The sequence below is a fragment of the Streptomyces cathayae genome (genome assembly GCF_029760955.1).
Taxonomy (GTDB): domain Bacteria; phylum Actinomycetota; class Actinomycetes; order Streptomycetales; family Streptomycetaceae; genus Streptomyces; species Streptomyces cathayae.
This window is the reverse complement of record NZ_CP121682.1, coordinates 2,416,298-2,440,342: the sequence shown is the minus strand read 5'-3', so window position 1 is coordinate 2,440,342 and position 24,045 is coordinate 2,416,298. Positions and strand designations below refer to the sequence as shown.

General features: G+C 71.8%; 17 protein-coding genes. 13 read left to right on the top strand and 4 right to left on the bottom strand.

The annotated features are described in order from the left end of the window. The first annotated feature begins 1 nt into the window (after position 1). The gene (gene gatB, locus PYS65_RS10900; protein ID WP_279333740.1) at positions 2-1,513 is read left to right on the top strand and encodes an Asp-tRNA(Asn)/Glu-tRNA(Gln) amidotransferase subunit GatB; all 1,512 of its coding nucleotides are present in this window, start codon (positions 2-4) and stop codon (positions 1,511-1,513) included. A 97-nt stretch (positions 1,514-1,610) separates the two neighbouring features. Here gatB and PYS65_RS10895 read toward each other — a convergent pair whose 3' ends face one another. Next, positions 1,611-2,414, bottom strand: coding sequence for an SAM-dependent methyltransferase (locus PYS65_RS10895; protein ID WP_279333738.1), 804 nt, complete (start codon positions 2,412-2,414; stop codon positions 1,611-1,613). A gap of 186 nt (positions 2,415-2,600) precedes the next feature. Here PYS65_RS10895 and PYS65_RS10890 point away from each other — a divergent pair, with 186 nt between their 5' ends. The 6 genes from PYS65_RS10890 (at position 2,601) to PYS65_RS10865 (ending at position 9,961) form a co-directional block, all read left to right on the top strand. Then, on the top strand, positions 2,601-3,032 hold the full coding sequence (locus PYS65_RS10890) for a hypothetical protein (RefSeq protein ID WP_279333737.1): 432 nt from the start codon (positions 2,601-2,603) through the stop codon (positions 3,030-3,032). 281 nt (positions 3,033-3,313) lie between these two features. Next, a complete protein-coding gene (locus PYS65_RS10885) occupies positions 3,314-5,575 on the top strand; it encodes an MMPL family transporter (RefSeq protein WP_279333736.1) in 2,262 nt (753 codons plus the stop codon). Continuing rightward, positions 5,553-6,119 (top strand): GNAT family N-acetyltransferase, encoded by a 567-nt coding sequence (locus tag PYS65_RS10880; RefSeq protein ID WP_279333735.1) that lies wholly within the window; start codon positions 5,553-5,555, stop codon positions 6,117-6,119. The genes PYS65_RS10885 and PYS65_RS10880 overlap by 23 nt, the downstream gene beginning before the upstream one ends. A gap of 251 nt (positions 6,120-6,370) precedes the next feature. Further along, a complete protein-coding gene (locus tag PYS65_RS10875; RefSeq protein WP_279333734.1) occupies positions 6,371-6,556 on the top strand; it encodes a hypothetical protein in 186 nt (61 codons plus the stop codon). A gap of 107 nt (positions 6,557-6,663) precedes the next feature. Continuing rightward, complete coding sequence (locus PYS65_RS10870) at positions 6,664-9,723, top strand: helix-turn-helix transcriptional regulator (protein WP_279337913.1); 3,060 nt, start codon at positions 6,664-6,666, stop codon at positions 9,721-9,723. A 37-nt stretch (positions 9,724-9,760) separates the two neighbouring features. Then, positions 9,761-9,961, top strand: a complete 201-nt coding sequence (locus PYS65_RS10865) for a DUF6191 domain-containing protein (RefSeq protein ID WP_279333733.1) — start codon at positions 9,761-9,763, stop codon at positions 9,959-9,961. Here the strand turns inward: PYS65_RS10865 and PYS65_RS10860 are convergent. Continuing rightward, positions 9,958-11,112, bottom strand: a complete 1,155-nt coding sequence (locus tag PYS65_RS10860) for a PQQ-dependent sugar dehydrogenase (protein ID WP_279333732.1) — start codon at positions 11,110-11,112, stop codon at positions 9,958-9,960. The genes PYS65_RS10865 and PYS65_RS10860 overlap by 4 nt on opposite strands. Positions 11,113-11,286: 174 nt before the next feature. Continuing rightward, positions 11,287-12,285 carry an aldo/keto reductase gene (locus PYS65_RS10855; protein WP_279333730.1) on the bottom strand — a complete coding sequence of 333 codons (999 nt, stop codon included), beginning with the start codon at positions 12,283-12,285 and terminating at the stop codon, positions 11,287-11,289. Positions 12,286-12,360: 75 nt separating this feature from the next. Here PYS65_RS10855 and PYS65_RS10850 point away from each other — a divergent pair, with 75 nt between their 5' ends. The 6 genes from PYS65_RS10850 (at position 12,361) to serA (ending at position 22,512) form a co-directional block, all read left to right on the top strand. Beyond that, a complete protein-coding gene (locus tag PYS65_RS10850) occupies positions 12,361-13,311 on the top strand; it encodes a 2-hydroxyacid dehydrogenase (protein ID WP_279333728.1) in 951 nt (316 codons plus the stop codon). A gap of 372 nt (positions 13,312-13,683) precedes the next feature. Continuing rightward, positions 13,684-16,752 (top strand): putative bifunctional diguanylate cyclase/phosphodiesterase, encoded by a 3,069-nt coding sequence (locus tag PYS65_RS10845; protein WP_279333727.1) that lies wholly within the window; start codon positions 13,684-13,686, stop codon positions 16,750-16,752. 228 nt (positions 16,753-16,980) lie between these two features. After that, positions 16,981-18,888, top strand: coding sequence for an acetolactate synthase large subunit (locus PYS65_RS10840; protein ID WP_279333726.1), 1,908 nt, complete (start codon positions 16,981-16,983; stop codon positions 18,886-18,888). 21 nt (positions 18,889-18,909) lie between these two features. After that, the gene (gene ilvN, locus PYS65_RS10835; RefSeq protein ID WP_279333725.1) at positions 18,910-19,434 is read left to right on the top strand and encodes an acetolactate synthase small subunit; all 525 of its coding nucleotides are present in this window, start codon (positions 18,910-18,912) and stop codon (positions 19,432-19,434) included. A 118-nt stretch (positions 19,435-19,552) separates the two neighbouring features. Continuing rightward, the gene (gene ilvC, locus PYS65_RS10830; RefSeq protein ID WP_279333724.1) at positions 19,553-20,551 is read left to right on the top strand and encodes a ketol-acid reductoisomerase; all 999 of its coding nucleotides are present in this window, start codon (positions 19,553-19,555) and stop codon (positions 20,549-20,551) included. A gap of 371 nt (positions 20,552-20,922) precedes the next feature. Then, positions 20,923-22,512, top strand: a complete 1,590-nt coding sequence (gene serA / locus PYS65_RS10825; RefSeq protein WP_279333723.1) for a phosphoglycerate dehydrogenase — start codon at positions 20,923-20,925, stop codon at positions 22,510-22,512. A gap of 177 nt (positions 22,513-22,689) precedes the next feature. Here the strand turns inward: serA and PYS65_RS10820 are convergent, their stop codons facing one another. Continuing rightward, positions 22,690-23,925, bottom strand: coding sequence for a PucR family transcriptional regulator (locus tag PYS65_RS10820; RefSeq protein WP_279333722.1), 1,236 nt, complete (start codon positions 23,923-23,925; stop codon positions 22,690-22,692). Positions 23,926-24,045: the final 120 nt, after the last annotated feature.

Here is a 24,045-nt window from a genome sequence, read left to right as displayed (position 1 = left end):
CGTGACCACCACGATCGACCTGGTGTCGTACGAGGACGCGCTGGCGTCGTACGACCCCGTCATGGGCCTCGAGGTCCATGTCGAGCTCGGCACCAGGACCAAGATGTTCTGCGGCTGCTCGACCACCCTGGGCGCCGATCCGAACACCCAGACCTGCCCCACCTGTCTCGGCATGCCGGGCGCGCTCCCCGTCGTCAACGCGATCGGCGTCGAGTCCGCCGTCAAGATCGGCCTCGCGCTGAACTGCGAGATCGCCGAGTGGTGCCGCTTCGCCCGGAAGAACTACTTCTATCCGGACATGCCGAAGAACTTCCAGACCTCCCAGTACGACGAGCCGATCGCCTTCGACGGCTACCTCGACGTGCAGCTGGAGGACGGCGAGACCTTCCGCGTGGACATCGAGCGCGCCCACATGGAGGAGGACACCGGCAAGTCGACGCACGTCGGCGGCGCCACCGGCCGTATCCACGGCGCGTCCCACTCCCTGCTCGACTACAACCGCGCCGGCATCCCGCTCATCGAGATCGTCACCAAGCCGATCGAGGGAGCGGGCGAGCGTGCCCCCGAGGTCGCGCGCGCCTACGTGCGTGAGCTGCGCGAGCTCATCCGGGCGCTCGGCGTGTCCGAGGCCCGGATGGAGATGGGCCAGATGCGCTGCGACGTCAACCTGTCGCTGCGCCCGCACGGGCGGGAGAAGTTCGGCACCCGCTCGGAGACGAAGAACGTCAACTCGCTGCGGTCCGTGGAGCGCGCGGCCCGCTTCGAGATCCAGCGGCACGCCGCCGTGCTGAACGACGGCGGGACGATCATCCAGGAGACCCGGCACTTCCACGAGGACACGGGGTCGACGACCTCCGGCCGCGTGAAGGAGGAGGCCGAGGACTACCGGTACTTCCCGGAGCCCGACCTGGTCCCGGTGGCGCCGTCCCGCGAGTGGGTCGAGGAACTGCGCGCCGGGCTGCCCGAGCTGCCGCTGGTGCGTCGCAACCGGCTCCGCGAGGAGTGGGCGGTCTCCGGCACCGACATGCAGTCGATCCTCAACGCGGGTGCGCTGGACCTGATCGTCGCCACGATCGACGCCGGCGCGGACGCGGCCTCCGCCCGCAAGTGGTGGATGGGCGAGCTGGCCCGCGCCGCCAACGAGTCCGCCAAGGCGCTCGACGAGCTGGCGATCACGCCGGAGCAGGTCGCCCGCCTCACCGAGCTGGTGAACGCCGGGGACCTCAACGACAAGCTGGCCCGTCAGGTCATCGAGGGCGTCCTCGCGGGCGAGGGCACGCCGGACGAGGTCGTCGAGAAGCGCGGTCTGAAGGTCGTCTCCGACGAGGGCGCGCTCACCAGGGCCGTGGAGGAGGCCATCGCCGGCAACCCGGCCATCGCGGACAAGATCCGCGGCGGCAAGGTCGCCGCGGCCGGCGCGCTGGTCGGTGCCGTCATGAAGGCCACCCGCGGCCAGGCGGACGCGGCCCGCGTGAAGGAGCTGATCCTTCAGCAGCTGGGCGTCGAGGGCTGATCCCGCACAGCGGCCAGGGGGTGCACCGGTCTCCGGTGCACCCCCTCGGCATGCGGTCGGCGGCGACAGGTCGCCACCGGCCGTCGGCGGCGGCCGGTCAGACGCGCCGGCCCACCACGCGGGTGAAGCCCAGTGTCTGCCCGCGGTCCGCGCGCACCATCTCCGCCGAGGTCCGGGCCATGTCCGCCATGAAGTCGCTGGAGCTCTCCTCGGCACACACCTTGCTCCACAGCAGCCAGTCCCGCCAGCCGTCCGGCTGCCAGTCGGCCGCCTCGACCGCCACCGCCCCGCTGCGGGACCAGTGGCGGTGCCACCAGCCGGGGGAGTGGAAGGACCAGAAGGCGGGCTCCCAGAAGGGCTTCAGATGCTCCGGCGGCTCGGTGCCCTCGAGCTCCTCGCGGGTCGCGGGGACGACGACACCGATCCGCCCACCCGGCCTGAGCAGCCGGGTCAGCGTCGGCAGGTACAGATCGTCGGTGCCGAAGTAGTGGTACGCGTCGATGGAGACGATCGCGTCGAAGCTCTCCTCCCCGAAGGGCAGGTCGTGCGCCTCGGCGAGAACCGGCAGCACCCGGTCGGCGACGCCCGCCTCGGCGATGCGGCGCGCGTTCTCGTCGGGCTTGATCCACAGGTCGGCGGCGGTGACCTGAACGTCGTACTCCCGGGCCAGGAAGACGGACGTCATCGCCCGTCCGCAGCCCAGGTCGAGCACGCGGGCGCCGGGGCGCAGGGTGTCGAGGCCGAGGGCCGGGGCCAGCCATTCCAGCAGCCACAGCGCGTGCGGGCCCATCTGGTTCTCGATGGTCCAGCGGACGTCGTAGGCGCTGCTGCGGGGGTAGTGGGGGAGGGCCAGGCGGTCAGTGAGGTCGTCGTGCGGGGGGTGCGATGTGATGTCCGACATGGGTGAACGGGCTCCTCGGGTCCGTGTAAGGGGAAAGTACTGCGTCGGGAACCGGGCGGACCGGCATCAAAGCACCTGCTTCGGTCGGCGGCGGGCTGCCGCGGAACGTCGGACCGACGGACGGTAACAGGTGGGCGCCGCCCCCGCATCAGGGTTTCCGAGGCCGAGGCGATACGCTCCCGCGGCATGAGTGGACGCGCAGATTCCGACATACCCCTGAAGACCCGGGGGGAGCCGGCCGAAGCGCCGCAGGACGCCGATGCCGACGAGGAGACGAGCGCCGCCGGGACCGCCGGGGTCGACGGTCCCGGCGAGGACGCCGAGACCGTCGAGGATGAGGACACCGAGGAAGGGGACGCCGAAGCCGACGAGCGGGAGGCGCGCAGGGCGCGGTGGGCCGCGGTCTGCACCGGCGCGGTGCTCGCCCTCGCGGGACTGGCCGCCGCCCTGCTCCGGCTCACCGGCTCCGCTCCGCTCCTCGTCCCGGCGGCCTACGCCTGCGGGGCCGGCGGCTGCGCCCTCGCCGCCGTACTGGGCTCACGCGGCCGGACCCGCAGGGCGCTGTGGCTGTTGGTCGCGGGGCTGATGGTGATGGCGCTGGGGGATCAATTCGATTGATGCGTCTGATGCGTCTGATGCGTCTGATGCGGTTGGTTCGGCTGAGCCGCGGGTCGAAGCGGGTGGGTGAAGGGTGAGCCGGGTCATGTCCGACGGCGGAGGCGGTGTGTCTGTCCGGTGAGTCGTTCCTCAGCACTGTGAATAAGGACACGAAAGCGACTATCGATCACTTTTGCCTGTAACAGTTGCATTGCATTGCTCATGCGTTCTTTGCGGGTTGTTCCGGTCATATCGACTGCTCCCGGTCAAAGATCCACACCGTCACCATGGGAGCACGTTTCGTGGCAGCCCTCGCACGCTGGTGTGTCCGACGCCGTCTGATCACGGTCCTGCTGTGGCTCCTCGCCTTCGGCGGGGTCGCGGCGGGGGCCTTCGCTACCGGATCCACGTACTCGAACGACTACGACGTGCCCGGCACCGAGTCCGGACACGCCGCCACACTGCTGCACGAGGGCTTCCCGGCCCTGGGGGGTGACAGCGACACCCTCGTCTGGCACACCCCGTCCGGCAGCGTCCGGGACCCCGGCGTCGAACAGACCATGACCCGCACCCTGGACCGGATCGAGGAACTGCCCGGCGTCACCGCCGTGACCGGCCCGTACGACGCCCAGGGCCCCGGCCGGATCAGTGCCGACGGCCGCACCGCCTACGCCACCGTCACCTTCGACGACCCGGCCAAGGACATCGACCCGGCCGAGGCGGCCGCCGTGCTCGAGGCGGCCCAGACCGCGGAGAGCGACGGACTCCAGGTCGAGGTGGGCGGCAGCGCCGCCGCACTGACCGAGGCCCCCGAGGGGCACCTCGCCGAGGTCGTCGGTGTGGCCGTCGCCGCCGTCGTGCTCTTCCTCGCCTTCGGCTCGCTCGCCGCCTCGCTGCTCCCCATCGCCACCGCGCTGGTCGGGGTCGGCACCGCCTACGCCGGAATCGTGCTGCTCGGGCACGCGATGACCGTCGCCGACTTCGCGCCCATGCTCGGCATGCTGATCGGACTGGGCGTCGGCATCGACTACGCGCTGTTCATCGTGACCAGGCACCGGCGCGGACTGAAGCGCGGGCTGTCCGTCACCGAGGCCGCCACCGAGGCCGTCGCCACCACCGGACGCGCGGTCGTGTTCGCGGGTGCCACCGTGTGCATAGCCCTGCTGGGCATGCTGATCCTCCGGCTGAACTTCCTCAACGGCGTCGCCGTCGCGGCCTCACTCACCGTCGTGCTGACCGTGGCCGCCTCCATCACCCTGCTGCCCGCCCTGCTGTCGTTCATCGGCATGCGCGCGCTCAACCGCCGCGAGCGGCGCCGACTGGCGGAACTCGGCCCCCAGCCCGACCTGCCGACCGGCTTCGCCGCCCGCTGGTCGGTCTTCGTCGAGCGCCACCCCAGGCTGCTCGGCGCGCTCGCACTGGTCGTGATGGCGGTACTGGCGCTGCCCACCCTCTCCCTGCACCTCGGCACCTCCGACCAGGGCAACGCACCCAAGACGTCCACCACCCGCCAGGCCTACGACCTCCTTGCCGACGGCTTCGGGCCCGGGGTCAACGGCCCCCTCACCCTCGTCACCGAGGTCGACGGCGCCGCCGACCGGCTCGCCCTGGACCGGCTCGGCCCCACGCTGAACGCGACCGAGGGCATCGCGTCCGTGGGACCGGTGGTCCACAGCTCCGGCGGTGACACCGCGTACCTCACCGTGGTGCCCGAGTCCTCCCCGCAGTCGAAGCAGACCAGCGACCTCGTCGACCGGCTGCGCCAGGACGTGCTGCCGCGCGCCGAGACCGGTACCACCCTCGATGTACAGGTCGGTGGGGTGACGGCCGGCTACGACGACTTCGCCGACGTCATCGTCGGCAAGCTGCCCGTGTTCGTGGGCGTCGTCGTCGGCCTGGGCTGTCTGCTGCTCCTGCTCGCCTTCCGGTCCATCGCCATCCCGCTCAAGGCCGCCGCGATGAACGTGGCCGCCGTCGCCGGCGCCTTCGGCGTGGTCGTGGCGATCTTCCAGTGGGGCTGGGGCAGCGAACTGCTCGGCCTCGGCAGCGCGGGCCCCATAGAACCCTTCCTTCCCGTGATCATGGTGTCGGTCCTCTTCGGGCTCTCCATGGACTACCAGGTCTTCCTCCTCAGCCGCATGTACGAGGAATGGCTGGAGACCGGTGACAACCGGCGCGCGGTACGGGTCGGCCTCGCGGAGACCAGCAGGGTGATCAACTCCGCGGCCGTGATCATGATCTCGGTCTTCCTCGCCTTCGTCCTGACCGGCGACCGCGTGATCGCCATGTTCGGCATCGCGCTCGCCGTGGCCGTCGCCATCGACGCCTTCGTGCTGCGGACCCTGCTGGTCCCCGCGCTCATGCATCTGCTCGGCGGGGCCAACTGGTGGCTGCCGCGCTCGCTGGACCGGATCCTGCCGCGCATCAGCATCGAGCCTCCCGAGGCCCGCGCCGCCCATGAAAAGCTGATCACGGCCACGGCCACGACCACGGACGCCGGGGTGGCGACCGTGCCCGCGCAGCAGGAGGGGCGGAACCGGGATGTACGCGATACGACTGGGTGACGACGGAGCCGAACTGCGCCCCCTGGAGCCCTGGCACGCGGAGGAGTTCCTCGCCCATCTGGAGCGGGGCCGGGAGTTCATCAACCAGTACGTCCCCTTCGGCTCCCGGGCCACCGACGTGCCCACCGCGCGGGAGGCGCTCCAGCGGTACGCCGACCTCCGCGCCGCCGACACGGCCTCGCTGCACGGCCTGTGGCTGGACGGCAGGCTCGTGGGCGGGGTGCTCACCCTCCACTTCGACGCCGAGAACGGCACCTGTGAGGTGGGCTGCTGGCTCGAGCCCGCCGCCACCGGACGCGGGCTCGTCACCCGCGCGATGCGGGTGCTGATCGACTGGGCGGTCGAACAGCGCGGCATCCACCGCGTGGAGTGGGTCGCCGCCGCCGGCAACGAGTCCAGCCTCAACACCGCCCGCCGGCTCGGCATGACCCGGGACGGGGTGCGCCGCGAGGCCCATCTCCACCACGGCGTACGGCACGACCTGGAGGTGTGGTCGGTCCTGGCCCCCGAATGGCGGCGGACCCGCGCCCGTGCGGACCGATAGCGCCCGCACCCCGGAGTCGTCCGGGCCGCATCCGGGATGGATCCGGGACGCACCGCGATCACGGGGCCTTAGGCCGTTCACGGGCCCCATGGGCGGCCTAAGGCCCCTCACCCGTGTCCCGCCGCATGTCTAAGGCCCCGACGGCCGCCGAAGATGCGGAACTCTTCCGATGTGGCCGGCCCGCCTGGGAGACGAAGGTGGAGGCATCGCGGAAAGCGATGTCCGACACCCACTCTCCGAGGGAACACACCATGTACGAGTACGAGATCCACACGTACCGTTCCGCCGAGCTCATCCGCGAGGCCGAGCAGGAGCATCAGGCCCGCGAGGCCGTCCGCCTCGAGCGCGCCGCCCGCCGCAAAGCAGCGGCGCGGGGCGCCGAACCCGGGAGCCATAGCCGCGGCCCACGCCGGCACCGGTTCACCCGAGCCGTGTGAACACCGAGCGGAACAGAGGACTCCGGCCTGCTCCCGCTGCCGACGGGCGCCGTCCGGTGGTGCCCCGCTCGGTGAAAACCGGTGCCGCGATGTCGGACCCCCGTGCGATGCTCGGGGCTGTGGAGACCAGGACCGTCAGTCCCGTGTTCGTCGGCCGTGCCGGTGAACTCGACGCGTTGAACACCGCGCTCGCCCGCGCCACCGCAGGCGCGGGCGAGCCGCAGGCGCTGCTCATCGGAGGAGAGGCCGGCGTCGGGAAGACCCGCCTCGTCGAGGAGTTCGCCGCCGAGGCCCGCCGCCGGGGCGCGGTCGTCGCGCCCGGCGGCTGCGTCGAGATCGGCGCCGACGGGCTGCCCTTCGCCCCCTTCTCCACCGCCCTGCGCGGGCTGCGCCGCGAACTGCCCGGCCGGCTCGCCGCCGCGGCCGCCGGACAGGAGGAGGAACTGGCCCGCCTGCTGCCCGAACTCGGCACCGTCGCTCCCGAGGCCCGGCGCGACGAACAGGGCATGGCCCGCCTCTTCGAACTCACCGCCCGCCTGCTGGAGCGCGTCGCCGCCGAGCACACCGTCGTCCTCGCCCTGGAGGACCTGCACTGGGCGGACGCCTCCACCCGGCATCTGCTCTCCTACCTCTTCCGCACCCTGCGCACCGGCCGTCTCGTCGTCCTCGCCACCTACCGCTCCGACGACATCCACCGACGCCACCCGCTGCGCCCCCTCCTCGCCGAACTCGACCGGCTCCGCACGGTCCACCGCATCGAACTCCCCCGCTTCAACCGCGAGGAGGTCGGCCGTCAGATCGCCGGCATCCTCGCCCGGGAACCCGAACCGGACCGCGTCGACGAGATCTTCGAACGCTCCGACGGCAACGCCTTCTTCGTCGAGGAACTCGCCGTCGCCTCCCGCGAGGGCCACCGCACCGGTCTCACCGACTCCCTGCGCGATCTGCTCCTGGTCAGGGTCGAGCGCCTGCCGGAGAGCGCCCAGCAGGTGGTCCGGTTCGTCGCCGAGGGCGGCTCCACGGTCGAGTACCGGCTGCTGTCCGCCGTCGCCCGGCTCGCCGAGGACGACCTCCTCGACGCGCTGCGCTCGACGGTGAACGCCGGCATCCTCACGCCCGCGCCCGAGCGCGACGGCTACCGCTTCCGCCACTCCCTGGTCCGCGAGGCCGTCAGCGACGACCTGCTGCCCGGCGAACGCTCCCGCCTCAACCGCCGCTACGCCGAGGCCCTGGAGGCCGACCCCACGCCGGTGCCCGCCGACGAGCGGGTGACGCGCCTGGCCAGCTACTGGTACCACGCCCACGACGCGGCCAAAGCGCTGCCCGCCGTCCTCGACGCCTCCGTCGAGGCCCGCCGACGCCATGCCTACTCCGAGCAACTGGGCCTGCTGGAACGGGCGATGGAGCTCTGGGACGCCGTCCCCGACGACATACGGGCCACCCTGCGCCCCCTCGACTACGCCGAGGTCTACCCTCCCTGCGGCTGCGACCCCGAGACCACCCCCCTGCGCTACCTCGACCTGATGGCCGAGGCCGCCGTCGCCGGACGGTTCTGCGGGGAACGTGAACGCGCCATGAAGATCACCAAGCGCGCCCTGCGCCTCCTGGACGAGGATCCGGACCCCCTGCGCGCCGCCTGGTTCTGGGTGCAGCGCTCCCGGCTGACCCAGTCCCTCGCCCGCGGTGACGGCTGGGCCGAACTCAGCACCGCACAGGACCTGGTGCGCGGCCTGCCTCCCTCCGAGGTGCACGCCGACGTCCTCGCCGTGGCCGCCGGCTGGTGGATGCTGCACGAACCGGGCCCGGAAGCCATGGCCGCCGCCGAACGGGCTGTCGAGTACGCGCGCATGGTCGGTGCCCACGACATCGAGCTCAACGCCCGGCTCACCCTCGGCGGCCTCATGGTCGACGCCGGCGACATCGACCGCGGCCTCGCCGAGCTGTACGGCGTCAAAGACCGGGCGACCGAACTGGACGTGATCACGGTGGTGTGCCGCAGCCATGTGAACCTGCCGTCCGTCCTCGAAGGCGTCGGCCGCTCGGAGGAGGCGGTGGGCCTGCTCCGCGAAGGCGTCCGGCTGACCCGCAGGCTCGGACTGCTGGACACCGAGGGCTGGGTGTGGTGCAACCTCGCCGAATCCCTCCACTCCCTCGGCCGCTGGGACGAGGCAGCCGAGGCCGTGGCCAACGCCCAGCACCTGGAACAGAGCGCCAAACCGCGGGCCGGAGCCTGGATGCTCCTGGCTCATCTCGCCCTCGGCCGGGGCGAGATGGCTGCGGCCGAACGCCATCTGAGCACCGCCCGTGCCTCCTTCGGCACCCATGACCCCATGCCGCAGTACTCCCTGCCGATGGCCTCGGTCGCCATCGGCATCGCCGCCGCCGAGGGCCGCCTCCCCGACGCCCGGGCCGAACTGCTCACCGCCCTCGACACCGGCCTGCCGCCCGGCACCCAGCGCTACGGCTGGCCGCTTCTGCTCGCCGCCACGACCGCCGAAGCCGACGCCTACGGCAACCCGGCGACTGAACCGGACCGCCCCCAGATCCTCGAACACCTCCGTACGGCGGCCAAGACCCTGGCAACCGGCGTCCCCGTATGGCAGGCGTACGACATATGGCTGCGCGCCGAACTGCTGCGCGCCGAGGGCCGGCCGGCGCCGGAGGAGTGGGCCGCCGTCGTCGCCGCGCTGGAACCGCTGGAGCGGCCCTACGACCTCGCGCGGGCCCGCTTCCGGCTCGCCGAGGCGCTGCTCGCCTCCGGGGCGGGCGAGGACGAGCGTGCCCGCGCCACGGAGCTGCTGCGGCTGTCCGGAGCCGTCGCCGAGCACCTCGGAGCCGCCCCGCTGGCCCGGTCGGTCGCCCAGCTGGCCCGGCGCGCCCGCCTCGCCCCGGCCACCGCCGCTCGGGAGCCCGCCCCGGCGTCCACGGATCCGGCCGACGCCCTCGGCCTCACCGGCCGGGAACGCGACGTCCTGCGCCTGGTGGCCGCCGGCCACACCAACCGCCGTATCGCCGAGCAGCTCTTCATCTCGCCGAAGACGGCCAGCGTCCACGTGTCCAACATCCTCGCCAAACTGGGCGTCTCCGGCCGGGGCGAGGCGGCGGCGCTGGCCCATCGGCTGGGCCTCTTCCCGGCCTCGGCAGGGAAGAGGCAGGCCGCGGGATGATGGGTGCCATGCCCACGCGGCCCTGGAAAGGGGAGCGATGTTCAACGCCTTCGAGGAACTGTTCGCACCCGGCCGCACACACACCCGCGACGAGCAGAAGCGGCTGGAGCTGTCCCGGGAGGACGTCGGTGACGCCGACCCCGGACGCGGCCCGATAGACCTCGCGTCCGGAAAGGTCGTCGTCCGCCCGTCACCGGCCGAACCGCAACAGGAACCGGAACCGGACGAGGGCCCCTAGCTCACCCGTACCTCCAGGATGCGGTCGTCGCCCTTCTTCGGGGTGAGGTGGCCGTCCGTGTTGCTGGTGACCAGCCACAGCTTGTCGCCGCCGGCCGACGCCACCGTGCGCAGCCGGCCGTACTCACCCTCGAGGAAGGCCTGCGGTTCCGCCGAGACCTCCGTGCCCTTGAGCGGGATCCGCCACAAACGCTCGCCGCGCAGGCCCGCCATCCAGATCGACCCCTCGGCGTACGCGATGCCGCTGGGGGATGCCTCGTCCGTCCTCCACTGGGCCACCGGATCGTGGAAGCCGTCGTCGGACGAGCCCTCGGCCTCGGGCCAGCCGTAGTTGTCACCGGGCTTGATCGCGTTCAGTTCGTCCCAGGTGTTCTGGCCGAACTCCGAGGCGAACAGGCGCTGTTTGCCGTCCCAGGCCAGGCCCTGCACATTGCGGTGGCCGTACGAGTACACCGGGGAGTCGGGGAACGGGTTGCCCGGTGCCGGCTCACCCTCCGGGGTCAGCCGAAGGATCTTGCCGCCCGGGGACTCCTTGTCCTGGGAGAGCCCGGTGTCCCCGCTCTCGCCCGTGCCCACGTACAGCATCTTGTCCGGGCCGAACGCGATCCGGCCGCCGTTGTGGACCATCCCCTTGGGGATGCCGCGGAAGACGGTGTCGGGTGCGCCCAGCTGCTTGCCCGCGGGCTTCTTCTCGTCGTAGATCATCCGGACGATGCGGTTGTCCGAGGCCGAGGTGAAGTAGGCGTAGACCATGTGGTCCGAGGCGAACTCGGGGGAGAGCGCGATGCCGAGCAGGCCCCCCTCGCCGCCCGGCGCCACCCCCGGCACCTCGCCCAGCTCGGACTTCTCGCCCGTCTCCGTGTCGACCCGGGTGATCGTCGCCTCGTCCCGGGAGGACACCAGCAGATCGCCGTCGGCCAGGGGCGCGAGACCCCAGGGGGTGTTCAGGTCCTCGGTGACCGTGCGGAGCACCTTCACCGAGCCCTTCGCCGGCGGTGTCTCCTCGGCGCCGCGCTCCGCGGGCGAGGACTGCCCCGTCGCACGGCTCGACGGGCTGTCGCCTCCCTCCGGCGCCCCTCCGTCGCCGGAGGAACATCCGGCCGTCAGCAGAAGCGCGGCGGTCAGCACAGCCGTAACGGCTCGATGATGCACGATCTTGTCCCTTCGACGCGGCAGGTTCTCCCAGTCATACCCCGCTCGCGCCCCACAGGTTCCCGATCACGCGGGTCCGAACCGCCGATCACCGCGCGGTCCGGGCTCGGCCCCTGCCCCAGTCCGGTTTCAGCCCCTGCCCCAGACCTGCCTCAGTCCAGCCCCAGACCTGCCTCAGTCCCACGATCCCTGTGCCGCGGGCAGTGCCGCGATCTCCGCCAGGTCGGTCTCCGTCAGGCGCAGCTCCGCCGCCCCGGCGTTCTCGGCGACCCACCGCTCCCGCTTGGCGCCCGGCACCGGGACCACCTGCCCGCCCAGGGACAACACCCAGGCCAGGGCCACCTGCGCCGGGGTGACGTCCGCGCCGTGCCGGCGGGCGATACGGCGCAGGCCGACCACGATCGGCTGGTTCGCGGCCATCATCTCGGCCGTGAAGCGCGGGTGCCGGGCGCGCAGGTCGTCCGCCTCGAATCCCTCCCCCGGCGTCAGCGTGCCGGTCAGGAAGCCGTTGCCGAGCGGCATCGCGGCCAGGAAACCCACGCCGCGTGCCCCGCACCACGGCAACAGCGCCTCCACCGCCTCCGGCGACCACACCGACAGTTCCGCCTGCACCGCGCTCACCGGGAAGACCTGCTGCACCCGCTCCAACTGCCGGATCGTCATGTCATGCAGCCGCGCCCCCGGCCGCCGCGCCGACCGCGCGCCGACCGCGCAGAGCCCCAACGCCCGTACCTTTCCGGCCTGGACGAGTTCGGCCATCGCGCCCCAGGTCTCCTCGACCGGCACCTCCGGGTCCGCGCGGTGCAGCTGGTAGAGGTCGATGACGTCCGTCTGGAGCCGCCGCAGGGACGCGTCACAGGCTCTTCTCACGTACCCGGGGCGGCCGTTGGCCACGATGTGCTGATCGCCCACCAGCAGACCGACCTTCGTCGACACGAAGGCGTCACCGCGCCGCTGCCTCAACACCCGCCCCAGCAGCAGCTCGTTGGTGAACGGGCCGTACATGTCGGCCGTGTCCAGCAGCGTCGAACCCAGGTCGAGTGCCCGGTGCACCGCCCTGAGCGAGTCCTCGCCGCGCTGCCGCGAGGTGCTGTAGGCCCAGCTCATCGGCATGCACCCGAGTCCGACGGCCCCCACCGCGAGTGCCGTCGCGCCGATCGTCCTGCGCTCCACCTGGTCGTGACCCTCCCTCTCCCGGCCACCAACCTAACCTCTGCCGCCGTACGCCCCTGACATAGCCTCCTGGCCATGACTGCTGACGTATGGCTTCCCCTTCCGCCGGACGAGATCGAGGGCCTTCCCGAGGGGCCCGCGTACCGCTTCTGGGACGGCGACGAGGACTTCCCCGCCGATCCGGCCGACTGCGTGTTCTACGTCGTGCCGTACATGAAGCCCAGCGAGGTCGGGGTGCGCCCGCTGCCGCTGATGAGCTCCGTCCGGGTCGTGCAGACCCTGTCCGCCGGCATCGACCACGTGCAGCCGGGTCTGCGGCACCTGCGCCCCGGTGTGCGGCTGTGCAACGCGCGCGGTGTGCACGAGGCGAGCACGGCGGAGCTGACGCTCGCCCTGATCCTGGCCTCGCTGCGCGGCCTGCCCGATTTCGTGCGGGCGCAGGACAAGGGGGAGTGGCTCGGGGGGTTCCGGCCCGCGCTCGCCGACCGGAGCGTGCTCATCGTGGGGTACGGGTCGATCGGCGCGGCGATCGAGGACCGGCTCGCTCCGTTCGAGCTCGCGCGGGTGGCGCGCGTTGCGCGCTCCGAGCGCACCACGGCGCGCGGCCCGGTGCACCCGTTCACCGAACTGCCCTCGCTGCTGCCGGAGGCGGACGTCGTCGTCCTCGCCACCCCGCTGACCGACTCCACCCGGCACCTCGTGGACGCCGGCTTCCTGGCCCGGATGAAGGACGGCGCCCTGCTCGTGAACATGGCGCGAGGGCCCGTCGTCGACACCTCGGCCCTGCTCACCGAGGTGCAGAGCGGCCGCATCACCGCGGCCCTCGACGTCACCGATCCCGAGCCCCTCCCCGCGGAGCACCCCCTGTGGCGGACGCCGGGCGTCCTCATCAGCCCGCACGCCGGCGGGCCCACCTCCGCCTTCCGGCCGCGTGCCGAGCGGTTGCTGGTGGACCAGTTGAACCGTTTCCTGAACCAGGAGGAGCTCCGGAACGTGATCCTGGTGACGGGGGCGGCAAGCACGTAGTCCACTTCGAGTACGGTCCGCTACCGTTCGGATGCGATGAGTGCCCGCGCACCAAGTGATCGTTACGGAGCGTAGAGAAGCTATGTCCCTGAGTGACGATACTGGTGTATCGTCCCGACAGGGGCTGCGCCGCTGACCGATCGGCGCGGGGGTTTGACATTGCGGACTGTGAGGGGGGCGACGGGCGATGCACGGCCTATGGACGAGCGATCCGACGCGACGGAGCCACCGTCGGCGACCCTGGCGCACGACTGCGCGCAGCCGGGGGCGCCGCGGCGAGTGGCCGCTTTGCCCCGAGCCCCGCAACCCGGAGGGCGCGGGGGTGTCGCGGTACCCGAGGGACGTGGAGGCAGCGCGGACCGGGAGGGACCGGTGAGCGCGCCGGCCTCCACGTCCACGCTCGAGGAGGCGGTGCGGGCACAGTCCGCCCCCGGAGCGGCACCGGCCCGTCCGGCGGCCGTGGACCGCCGGACGGGTCTGGTCCCGCAACTCGTCCTGGCCTTCGTCTGCGCGGCCTATGCCATCGGGGCCGCGCTCGGTTGGGGATCGGACCGGCTCGCTCTGATCATGGGTGACTTCGGGCTGAGCGCGGCCGCGGCCGCGGCGGCCGTTTCCTGCTTCCTCCACGCGCGCGGCCGCCGTGTCGGCTTCCGGCCCGCCTGGATGCTGTTCGGCATCTCCTCCGCCATGGCGTCCCTGGGCAACCTGGTCTGGGGGTGGTACGAGGTCGTTCTCGGCGTTCCCGTGCCCAGCCCCAGCTACGCGGACCTGTTCTTCCTGTGCTTCGCGCCCCCCGCCATCGTCGGACTGCTGGTGCTCGCCAAACGGCCCGTGACCAAGGCCGGCTGGGTCTGTCTCGGGCTGGACGCCTGGCTGATCGGCGGCTCCCTGCTCACCCTCGCCTGGAGCCTCGCGCTCGCCCAGGCCGCGCAGGCCGGCGGTGAGGACGTGGCGCGTACCGCGCTGTCCCTGGCCTATCCGCTGCTCGACATCGCCCTGGTCAGCATGGTGCTCGCCCTGCACTTCCGGCGGTCGGCGGTGAACCGCTCCGCGGTCAACACCGCGATCGGCGCGCTCGCGCTCACCGTGATGTGCGACGCCGTGTTCACCTCCCCGCTGCTGCACGACACCTACCGCTCGGGGCAACTGCTCGACGCGGGCTGGTTCGCCGGCTCGCTGCTCCTGGCGTACGCCCCCTGGACCGGACCGAGGAGCGACCGGTCCGAGGACGAGGGGCACCCGCGCGTGGTGCACGAGCACCTGCCCGGCCAGCGCGGCGGACCCGACCACCATCTCCCCGGGCCCGGCCACCACCATCTCCCCGGGCCCGGTGGTGAGCGCGGCCGTTATCCGGTCTCCCGGCCCATAGCCGGTTCCCTCGCCGCGCTCACCCCGTACCTCGCCGCGGCCGTGTGCACCCTGGGCATCCTCTACACCGTCCTCAACGGCCGCAGCGTCGACCGCGTGGTCCTGCTCACCGGTGGCACCGTGGTCCTCGCACTCGTCGTGCGCCAGGGCATCATGCTGCTCGACAACCTCACCCTCACCCAGGAACTGGCGCACAAGGAGAACCACTTCCGCTCCCTGGTGCAGGGCTCCAGCGACGTCATCATGATCGCCGCGCCCAGCGGCATGCTCCGCTACGTCTCCCCGGCCGCCGCCGGGGTGTACGGCCGTCCCGCGGAGGAGCTGGTGGGTACGGAACTGGCCCAGCTCATCCACCCGGAGGACCTGGGCTGCGTCGTGCACGAGGTGCGCCGTTTCCTCGCCGCCAGCCCCGTGGAGGAGCCCACCACGCGCATCGAGTGCCGTTTCCGCTCCGGCGGTGGGGGCACCTCCCGCTCAGGGGGGTCCTCCCGCTCGGGCGAAGCCGAGAGCGGGGGAGGCTGGCTGAACGTGGAGTCGACCGTCAACCGGCATTACGGCGGTCTCATCTTCAACAGCCGGGACGTCACCGAGAGAGTGCGCCTGCAGGCGCAGCTCCAGCACAACGCCGAACACGACCCGCTGACCGACCTGCCCAACCGCTCCCTGTTCACCCGGCGCGTCCAGCAGGCCCTGTCCGGCCGCCGGGCCTCCGACCGGGGTGCCGCCCTCAGGGGCACGGCCGTGCTCTTCATCGACCTCGACGGCTTCAAGGCGGTCAACGACACCATCGGCCACCAGGCCGGGGACGAGCTGCTCATCCACGCCGCCCGCAGACTCCGGGACGCGGTCCGCAAGGGCGACACCGCCTCCCGGCTGGGCGGCGACGAGTTCGCCGCCCTGATCGTGGGCGACGGTGCCCGTGACCGGGAGGCCCGCGAGCGGCACATCCTGGAGCTCGCCGACCGTCTCAGAGTGACCCTGTCCCAGCCCTACCTCATCGACGGCAACGATGTCCGGGTCAACGCCTCCATCGGTGTCGCCTTCGCCGAACCGGCCCTCGGCGCGGGTGAACTGCTGCGCAACGCGGACCTCGCCATGTACCGGGCCAAAGCCGGCGGCAAGGGCCGGGTGGAGCTGTACCGGCCGCAGATGCAGCAGGACGTCGTCCGCAGGGCGGAGCTGGCCACCCGGCTGCGCGCCGCGCTGCACCACGGGGAGTTCGCGCTGCTGCACCAGCCGGTGGTGTCCCTGGAGGACGGCAGGATCACCTCGGTCTGCGCGCAGGCGCGCTGGCGTTCCGCGCAGGGTGTGCTGTTCACCCCCGCGGAGTTCCTGCGCGTCGCCGAGGACAGCGAGAAGACCGCCGAGCTGGACCGCTGGCTGCTGGAGGAGGCGGTCGAACAGGCCGCCGAACGGCAGGCGACGGGGGTGTCGGTGCCCGTGACCGTCCGGCTCGGTGCCCGTCGGCTGCTGGACCGCTCGCTGCCGCTCAGCTCGATCGAGGCCCTGCTCACCCGGTACGGACTGCCCTCCGGCTCGCTGGTCGTCGAGGTGGCCGAAACCGACCCGCGGGTCTGCCTGGACGAGCTGGAGCGCCGCCTGGCCGCCCTCAGGCGCGTCGGCGTCCGCATCGCCCTGGACGGCTTCGGCGACGGCTACGCGGCGATCACCGCTCTCCGGCGGCTCCCCGTGGACGTGCTCAAACTCGACCGCAGCCTGGTCGAGGGCGTGGTCGAGTCCGCGCGGCTGCACAAGATCACCAGCGGGCTGCTGCGGATCGCCGGCGACCTCGGGATGCAGTCCGTGGCCGACGGGGTGGACCTGCCCGAGCAGGTCGTCGCCCTCCGCGCGATGGGGTGCACGCACGGGCAGGGTGTGGCCTTCTCCGGACCCCTGGACGAGTACCGGCTGCGCAGGGCGCTCGGCGCCGGCCGCTGTCCGATGCCGCACGGACCGGCCGAGCCCGTGTTCGCGGGCGGCGGCTCCGGCGGGTACGCGTCGGGGGTGGCCACCATGCTCAGAGGTGGCACGGCTCTGCGCTCACATGGTGAGACGCCTGTCCCACCCACTTGACAGTCGATGCACGCCGGGGGGAGGGTCAATGCCATGCGCACCCGAATTCTCGTACTTGGAAAGCGCGTCGGCTGACGCTGAGCAACGACTGCTCGGCGCCCCCGCCCGGCGCGCTCCCCTCGCTTGCCTTCTGGCACGAGGGGTTTTTTGTTGCACCAGCACCTGCCGCACCGCCCGCACACACCGCACAAACCTCGCAAGAACCCTCAGCATCGAGAAGAGAAGCCGATGACCGAGCAGGCCACCGGGGCCCATCCGCAGCCGCGGCCCCGATCCGGAGGACAGCAGTCCGCCCCCGAGAGCGTCACGGGCGCGCAGTCCCTCATTCGCTCTCTCGAGGAGGTCGGCGCCGACACGGTATTCGGCATCCCCGGCGGTGCGATCCTTCCCGCCTACGACCCGCTGATGGACTCCACCCGGGTGCGTCACGTCCTGGTCCGGCACGAGCAGGGCGCCGGCCACGCGGCCACGGGGTACGCGCAGGCCACCGGCAAGGTGGGCGTCTGCATGGCGACCTCGGGCCCCGGTGCCACCAACCTGGTCACCCCGATCGCCGACGCGCACATGGACTCCGTGCCGCTGGTCGCGATCACCGGCCAGGTCGCCTCCAAGGCGATCGGCACGGACGCCTTCCAGGAAGCGGACATCGTCGGCATCACCATGCCGATCACCAAGCACAACTTCCTGGTCACCAGGGCCGAGGACATCCCCCGGGTGATCGCGCAGGCCTTCCACATCGCCTCCACCGGCCGCCCCGGCCCGGTGCTGGTGGACATCGCCAAGGACGCCCTCCAGGCGAAGACCACCTTCTCCTGGCCGCCCACCATGGACCTGCCCGGCTACCGGCCCGTCACCAAGCCGCACGCCAAGCAGATCCGTGAGGCGGCCAAGCTGATCACCGCCGCGAAGCGGCCGGTCCTCTACGTCGGCGGGGGCGTCATCAAGGCCCGCGCCACGGCCGAGCTGAAGGTCCTCGCGGAACTCACCGGTGCTCCCGTCACCACCACCCTGATGGGACTCGGCGCATTCCCCGACAGCCACCCGCTGCACGTGGGAATGCCGGGCATGCACGGTTCGGTCACCGCCGTCACCGCGCTGCAGAAGGCCGACCTGATCGTCGCCCTCGGAGCCCGCTTCGACGACCGCGTCACCGGCAAGCTGGACAGCTTCGCCCCGTACGCCAAGATCGTGCACGCCGACATCGACCCGGCCGAGATCGGCAAGAACCGCACCGCCGACGTGCCGATCGTCGGTGACGCCCGCGAGGTCCTCGCCGACCTCGTCCAGGCCGTCCAGAAGGAGCACGCCGAGGAGCACTGGGGCGAGGCCGCCAGGTCGAAGTACGCGGCCTGGTGGAAGGACCTGAGCCGCTGGCGCGACACCTACCCGCTGGGCTACGACCAGCCCGAGGACGGTTCGCTCTCCCCGCAGCAGGTCATCGAGCGCATCGGACAGCTGGCGCCCGAGGGCACGATCTTCACCGCGGGCGTCGGCCAGCACCAGATGTGGGCCGCGCACTTCATCCAGTACGAGAAGCCCGCCACCTGGCTGAACTCCGGCGGCGCCGGAACCATGGGCTACGCCGTCCCGGCGGCCATGGGCGCCAAGGCCGGACAGCCCGGCCGGGCCGTCTGGGCGATCGACGGCGACGGCTGCTTCCAGATGACCAACCAGGAACTCACCACCTGCGCCCTGAACAACATCCCGATCAAGGTCGCCGTCATCAACAACGGCGCTCTCGGGATGGTCCGCCAGTGGCAGACCCTGTTCTACAACCAGCGGTACTCCAACACCGTGCTGGGCTCCGGCCCCGTCGAGACGAACGGCGCCCCCACCGGCCTGAACGGCGGCTCCGCCGTGGGACCGGCCACGCAGCGGAGCGCCGGCACCCGCGTCCCCGACTTCGTCAAGCTGTCGGAGGCCATGGGCTGCCACGCGATCCGCTGCGAGGACCCGGCGGACCTCGACAAGGTCATCGAGGAGGCGAACTCGATCAACGACCGCCCGGTCGTCATCGACTTCATCGTCCACCAGGACGCCATGGTGTGGCCGATGGTCGCCGCCGGCACCTCCAACGACGAGATCATGGCCGCCCGCGACGTCCGACCCGACTTCGGCGACAACGAAGACGACTGAGCGAGAGAGACCCAAGAGATCATGTCCAAGCACACGCTCTCCGTCCTGGTGGAGAACACCCCCGGCATCCTGGCCCGGATCGCCGCGCTGTTCTCCCGCCGCGGCTTCAACATCGACTCGCTCGCCGTCGGTGTCACCGAGCACCCCGACATCTCCCGTATCACCATCGTGGTGAGCGTCGAGGAGTTCCCGCTGGAGCAGGTGACCAAGCAGCTCAACAAGCTCGTCAACGTGCTGAAGATCGTCGAACTCGAGCCGGCCCAGGCCGTTCAGCGCGAGCTCGTTCTGGTGAAGGTGCGCGCCGACAACGAGACGCGTTCCCAGATCGTCGAGATCGTCCAGCTGTTCCGCGCCAAGACGGTGGACGTCTCCCCGGAGGCCGTCACCATCGAGGCCACCGGCAGCAGCGACAAACTGTCCGCCATGCTCAAGATGCTGGAACCGTTCGGCATCAAGGAGCTGGTCCAGTCCGGGACGATCGCGATCGGGCGCGGTGCCCGTTCGATCACCGACCGGTCGCTGCGCGCTCTCGACCGATCGGCGTAAGACGGACCGGGCGGTCGGCGACACTCCCGGCCGCCCGTATTCCGAGACTCCAAAACTTCCCGCCCCCTCGCCGTCATACGGTGGGACGCGACACCCGCACACAAGGAGAGAACCCAAAGTGGCCGAGCTGTTCTACGACGCCGACGCCGACCTGTCCATCATCCAGGGCCGCAAGGTCGCGGTCATCGGTTACGGCAGCCAGGGCCACGCCCACGCCCTGTCGCTGCGCGACTCCGGCGTCGACGTGCGCGTCGGTCTGCACGAGGGCTCCACGTCCAAGGCCAAGGCCGAGGAGCAGGGCCTGCGCGTGGTGACCCCGTCCGAGGCCGCGGCCGAGGCCGACGTCATCATGATCCTCGTCCCGGACCCGATCCAGGCCCAGGTCTACGAGGAGCACATCAAGGGCAACCTGAAGGACGGCGACGCCCTGTTCTTCGGTCACGGCCTGAACATCCGCTACGGCTTCATCAAGCCGCCGGCCGGCGTGGACGTCTGCATGGTCGCCCCCAAGGGCCCGGGCCACCTGGTGCGCCGCCAGTACGAGGAGGGCCGCGGCGTTCCCTGCATCGCGGCCGTCGAGCAGGACGCCACGGGCAACGCCTTCGCGCTGGCCCTGTCGTACGCCAAGGGCATCGGCGGCACCCGCGCCGGCGTCATCAAGACCACCTTCACCGAGGAGACCGAGACCGACCTGTTCGGTGAGCAGGCCGTCCTGTGCGGTGGCACCGCGGCGCTGGTCAAGGCGGGCTTCGAGACCCTGACCGAGGCGGGCTACCAGCCGGAGATCGCCTACTTCGAGTGCCTGCACGAGCTGAAGCTGATCGTCGACCTCATGTACGAGGGCGGCCTGGAGAAGATGCGCTGGTCGATCTCCGAGACCGCCGAGTGGGGCGACTACGTCACCGGCCCGCGGATCATCACCGACGCCACCAAGGCCGAGATGAGGAAGGTCCTCGCCGAGATCCAGGACGGCACCTTCGCCCAGCAGTGGATGGACGAGTACCACGGCGGTCTGAAGAAGTACAACGAGTACAAGAAGCAGGACTCCGAGCACCTCCTGGAGACCACCGGCAAGGAGCTGCGCAAGCTCATGAGCTGGGTCGACGAAGACGCGTGAGCCGAGCACTCCGCGACGGTGCCGCGCCCGGGCCGCCCCGGCCCCGCCGGCGCCGTCGCGGAGGCTTCGCCCCACACCCCCGTATCTCCCACGCCACAGGGGCTGGATTCTTCGCCGACAGGCCTGCCCGGCCACTTCCGGATGATCCTTTTGCGGTGACGCAGGACGGGGCCCCGGCGCCACTACACTGCTGAGACATACGCGTCAGGCCCACAGCGTCGTGCGTCTTCCACGCGGCTGAGCGACACCGAGGAATGCAGGCCACCCCGGCGCCGCTCCCCTCCACCGCATGCGGCCGTCGGGACGGCCGTCCTCCCTCGTGGCGCCACCCGTGCACGGGTGGTAGCCCCCATGGACATGTGAGGACTCACGTGAGCTCGAAACCTGTCGTACTCATCGCCGAAGAACTGTCGCCCGCGACCGTGGACGCGCTCGGCCCGGACTTCGAGATCCGCCACTGCAACGGCGCGGACCGGGCGGAGCTCCTGCCCGCCATCGCCGACGTGGACGCGATCCTGATCCGCTCCGCCACCAAGGTCGACGCCGAGGCCATCGCCGCCGCGAAGAAGCTCAAGGTCGTCGCGCGGGCCGGAGTCGGCCTGGACAACGTCGATGTCTCCGCCGCCACCAAGGCGGGCGTGATGGTGGTCAACGCCCCCACCTCGAACATCGTGACCGCCGCGGAACTCGCCTGCGGACTGATCGTCGCCACCGCGCGCAACATCCCGCAGGCCAACGCCGCGCTGAAGAACCACGAGTGGAAGCGCAGCAAGTACACGGGCGTCGAGCTCGCCGAGAAGACCCTCGGCGTCGTGGGTCTGGGGCGGATCGGCGCCCTCGTCGCGCAGCGCATGTCCGCCTTCGGCATGAAGATCGTCGCCTACGACCCCTATGTGCAGCCCGCGCGGGCCGCGCAGATGGGGGTGAAGGTGCTGACGCTGGACGAGCTGCTCGAGGTCTCCGACTTCATCACCGTCCACCTGCCCAAGACCCCCGAGACGCTCGGCCTGATCGGCGACGAGGCGCTGCGCAAGGTCAAGCCGAGCGTGCGCGTCATCAACGCCGCGCGCGGCGGCATCGTCGACGAGGAGGCGCTGTACGCGGCGCTCAAGGAGGGCCGCGTCGCCGGCGCGGGCCTCGACGTGTACGCGAAGGAGCCGTGCACGGACTCCCCGCTGTTCGAGTTCGACCAGGTCGTCTGCACCCCGCACCTCGGTGCCTCCACCGACGAGGCCCAGGAGAAGGCCGGCATCGCCGTCGCCCGTTCGGTGCGCCTCGCGCTCGCCGGTGAGCTGGTCCCGGACGCGGTGAACGTGCAGGGCGGGGTCATCGCCGAGGACGTCAAGCCGGGCCTGCCGCTCGCCGAGCGCCTCGGCCGGATCTTCACCGCGCTCGCCGGTGAGGTCGCGGTCCGCCTCGACGTCGAGGTGTACGGCGAGATCACCCAGCACGACGTGAAGGTGCTGGAGCTCTCGGCGCTCAAGGGCGTCTTCGAGGACGTCGTCGACGAGACGGTGTCCTATGTGAACGCGCCCCTGTTCGCCCAGGAGCGGGGCGTCGAGGTGCGGCTGACCACCAGCTCCGAGTCGGCCGACCACCGCAACGTGGTCACCGTGCGCGGCACCCTCGCCGACGGCGAGGAGATCGCGGTCTCCGGCACGCTGGCCGGGCACAAGAACGTCCAGAAGATCGTCGCGGTCGGCGACTACGACGTGGACCTCGCGCTCGCCGACCACATGGTCGTCCTGCGCTACGAGGACCGTCCGGGTGTCGTCGGCACCGTGGGCCGCATCCTGGGCGAGGCGGGCATCAACATCGCCGGCATGCAGGTCGCCCGTGCGACGGTCGGCGGCGAGGCACTCGCCGTGCTGACGGTCGACGACACGGTGTCCCCCGCGGTGCTGGGTGAGCTCTCGGCGGAGATCGGGGCGACGTCGGCCCGGTCGGTGGAGCTGGTCTGATCCCGCCGTCCCCGGGAGCCCCGCCCCCGGGCCCCCGTCCGGACTGAAAGGCGCCGGGCGGCCGAGAACCGTCTCGGCTGCCCGGCGCCTTACCCGTCCTGCCCGTCTTTCCTGTCTTTTTCGTCGGCCGGGAGAGCAAGGCCGTCCCCGGCGCCGACACGGCTCCCGGTGATCAGATCACAGGCGGTGCGCCTTCAGCGCCATGTGCAGCAGGAGCCGGTCCTCGCCGTCGTCCAGGTCGAGGCCGGTCAGCTGCTCGATGCGGGACAGGCGGTAGTACAGGGTCTGACGGTGGACGCCCAGCTCGCCGGCCGTGCGGCCGGCCCGGCCCGCGCAGTCGAGGTAGGTCTCGGCGGTGCGGGCGAGTTCCCGGTGCGCCGGGGCGAGCAGCGGGCCGACGACGGGGTCGTGGGCGGCCCGCGCGGGGAGTGCGGTCAGGAGCCGGTAGGGGCCGATCGAGGTCCACCGGGCCGCCGGGCCGAACCGGGGCTCGGCCAGGGCGGCGCGGGCCGCCGCCGACGCCTCGCCCCAGGCGACGTCGAGTTCGGCGAGGCCGGCGCGGGGCGCGGCGATCCCGGCGGCCACGGCGGGACCGGAACGGCCGCCCGAGCCCTCCCGCGCGCCGACCGCCCCGCCCCGGGGCCCGGAGCCGCTGCCGTGCGCCCGCTCCAGGAGCCGCGAGGCGGCCGCCGTCGCCGGGGCCAGCACGTCGGACGCGCGCAGCCGCAGCAGCAGCGCCAGCGACACGTCCGCGGCCCCCCACGGCAGGGTGCACAGCGCCGTCGCGCCCGGCACTGTACGGACCGACGGGGCGTCGTCGGGATCGGCGGAGGGCCACGGGGCCACACAGACCATGACGTGCGGGCCGTCGGCGCGGCCACCGAGGGCGGTACGGAGTTCGGCGACCGCCATGCCGCGCTGCCAGTCGCGTTCCGCACCGAGGACGGCCCGCAGCTCGCGGGTCAGGTCCGCGCCGTGCTGCGCCTCGTCGGCGAGCAGCGCCCCGATCCGGGCCGCCACTCCCATGGCCGCGCTCAGCTGCACCTCGGAGGGGCCCGGGTCGTAGTCCAGCAGCCAGACATAGCCGAGGACGACACCCTTGTGGCGTACCGGCAGGCAGATGCGTCCGCGGTGCACACCCGCCTCCGGGGTGCGCGGGATGCGCACCGGACCGGTCGCGCGGGTGATGCCGAAACCCTCGAACCAGGTGCGGACGGCGACCGTCGAACGGCGGGTCAGGATCGAGCGGGTGCGCACCGGGTCCAGCGCGGACGGATCGAGGTCGCCCTCGCTGTCGTACGCCCCGAACGCGATCAGCTCGAAGTCGCGGTTCTCCAGGGTCGCCGGAGCGCCCAGCAGCTCCGAGATCTCGTCCACCAGCTCCTGGTAGTCGCCCCTGCGTTCCGACGTCACCCCCGCATTGTCCCGCAGAACCGCGCGGCCTTCATACACCTGTCTGAGATCGGCGGCGCGGATGCGTGACAGCTGTCGATGGCCCACGCTCGGAGGAATCCCTAGGTTTCACGGTGGTTC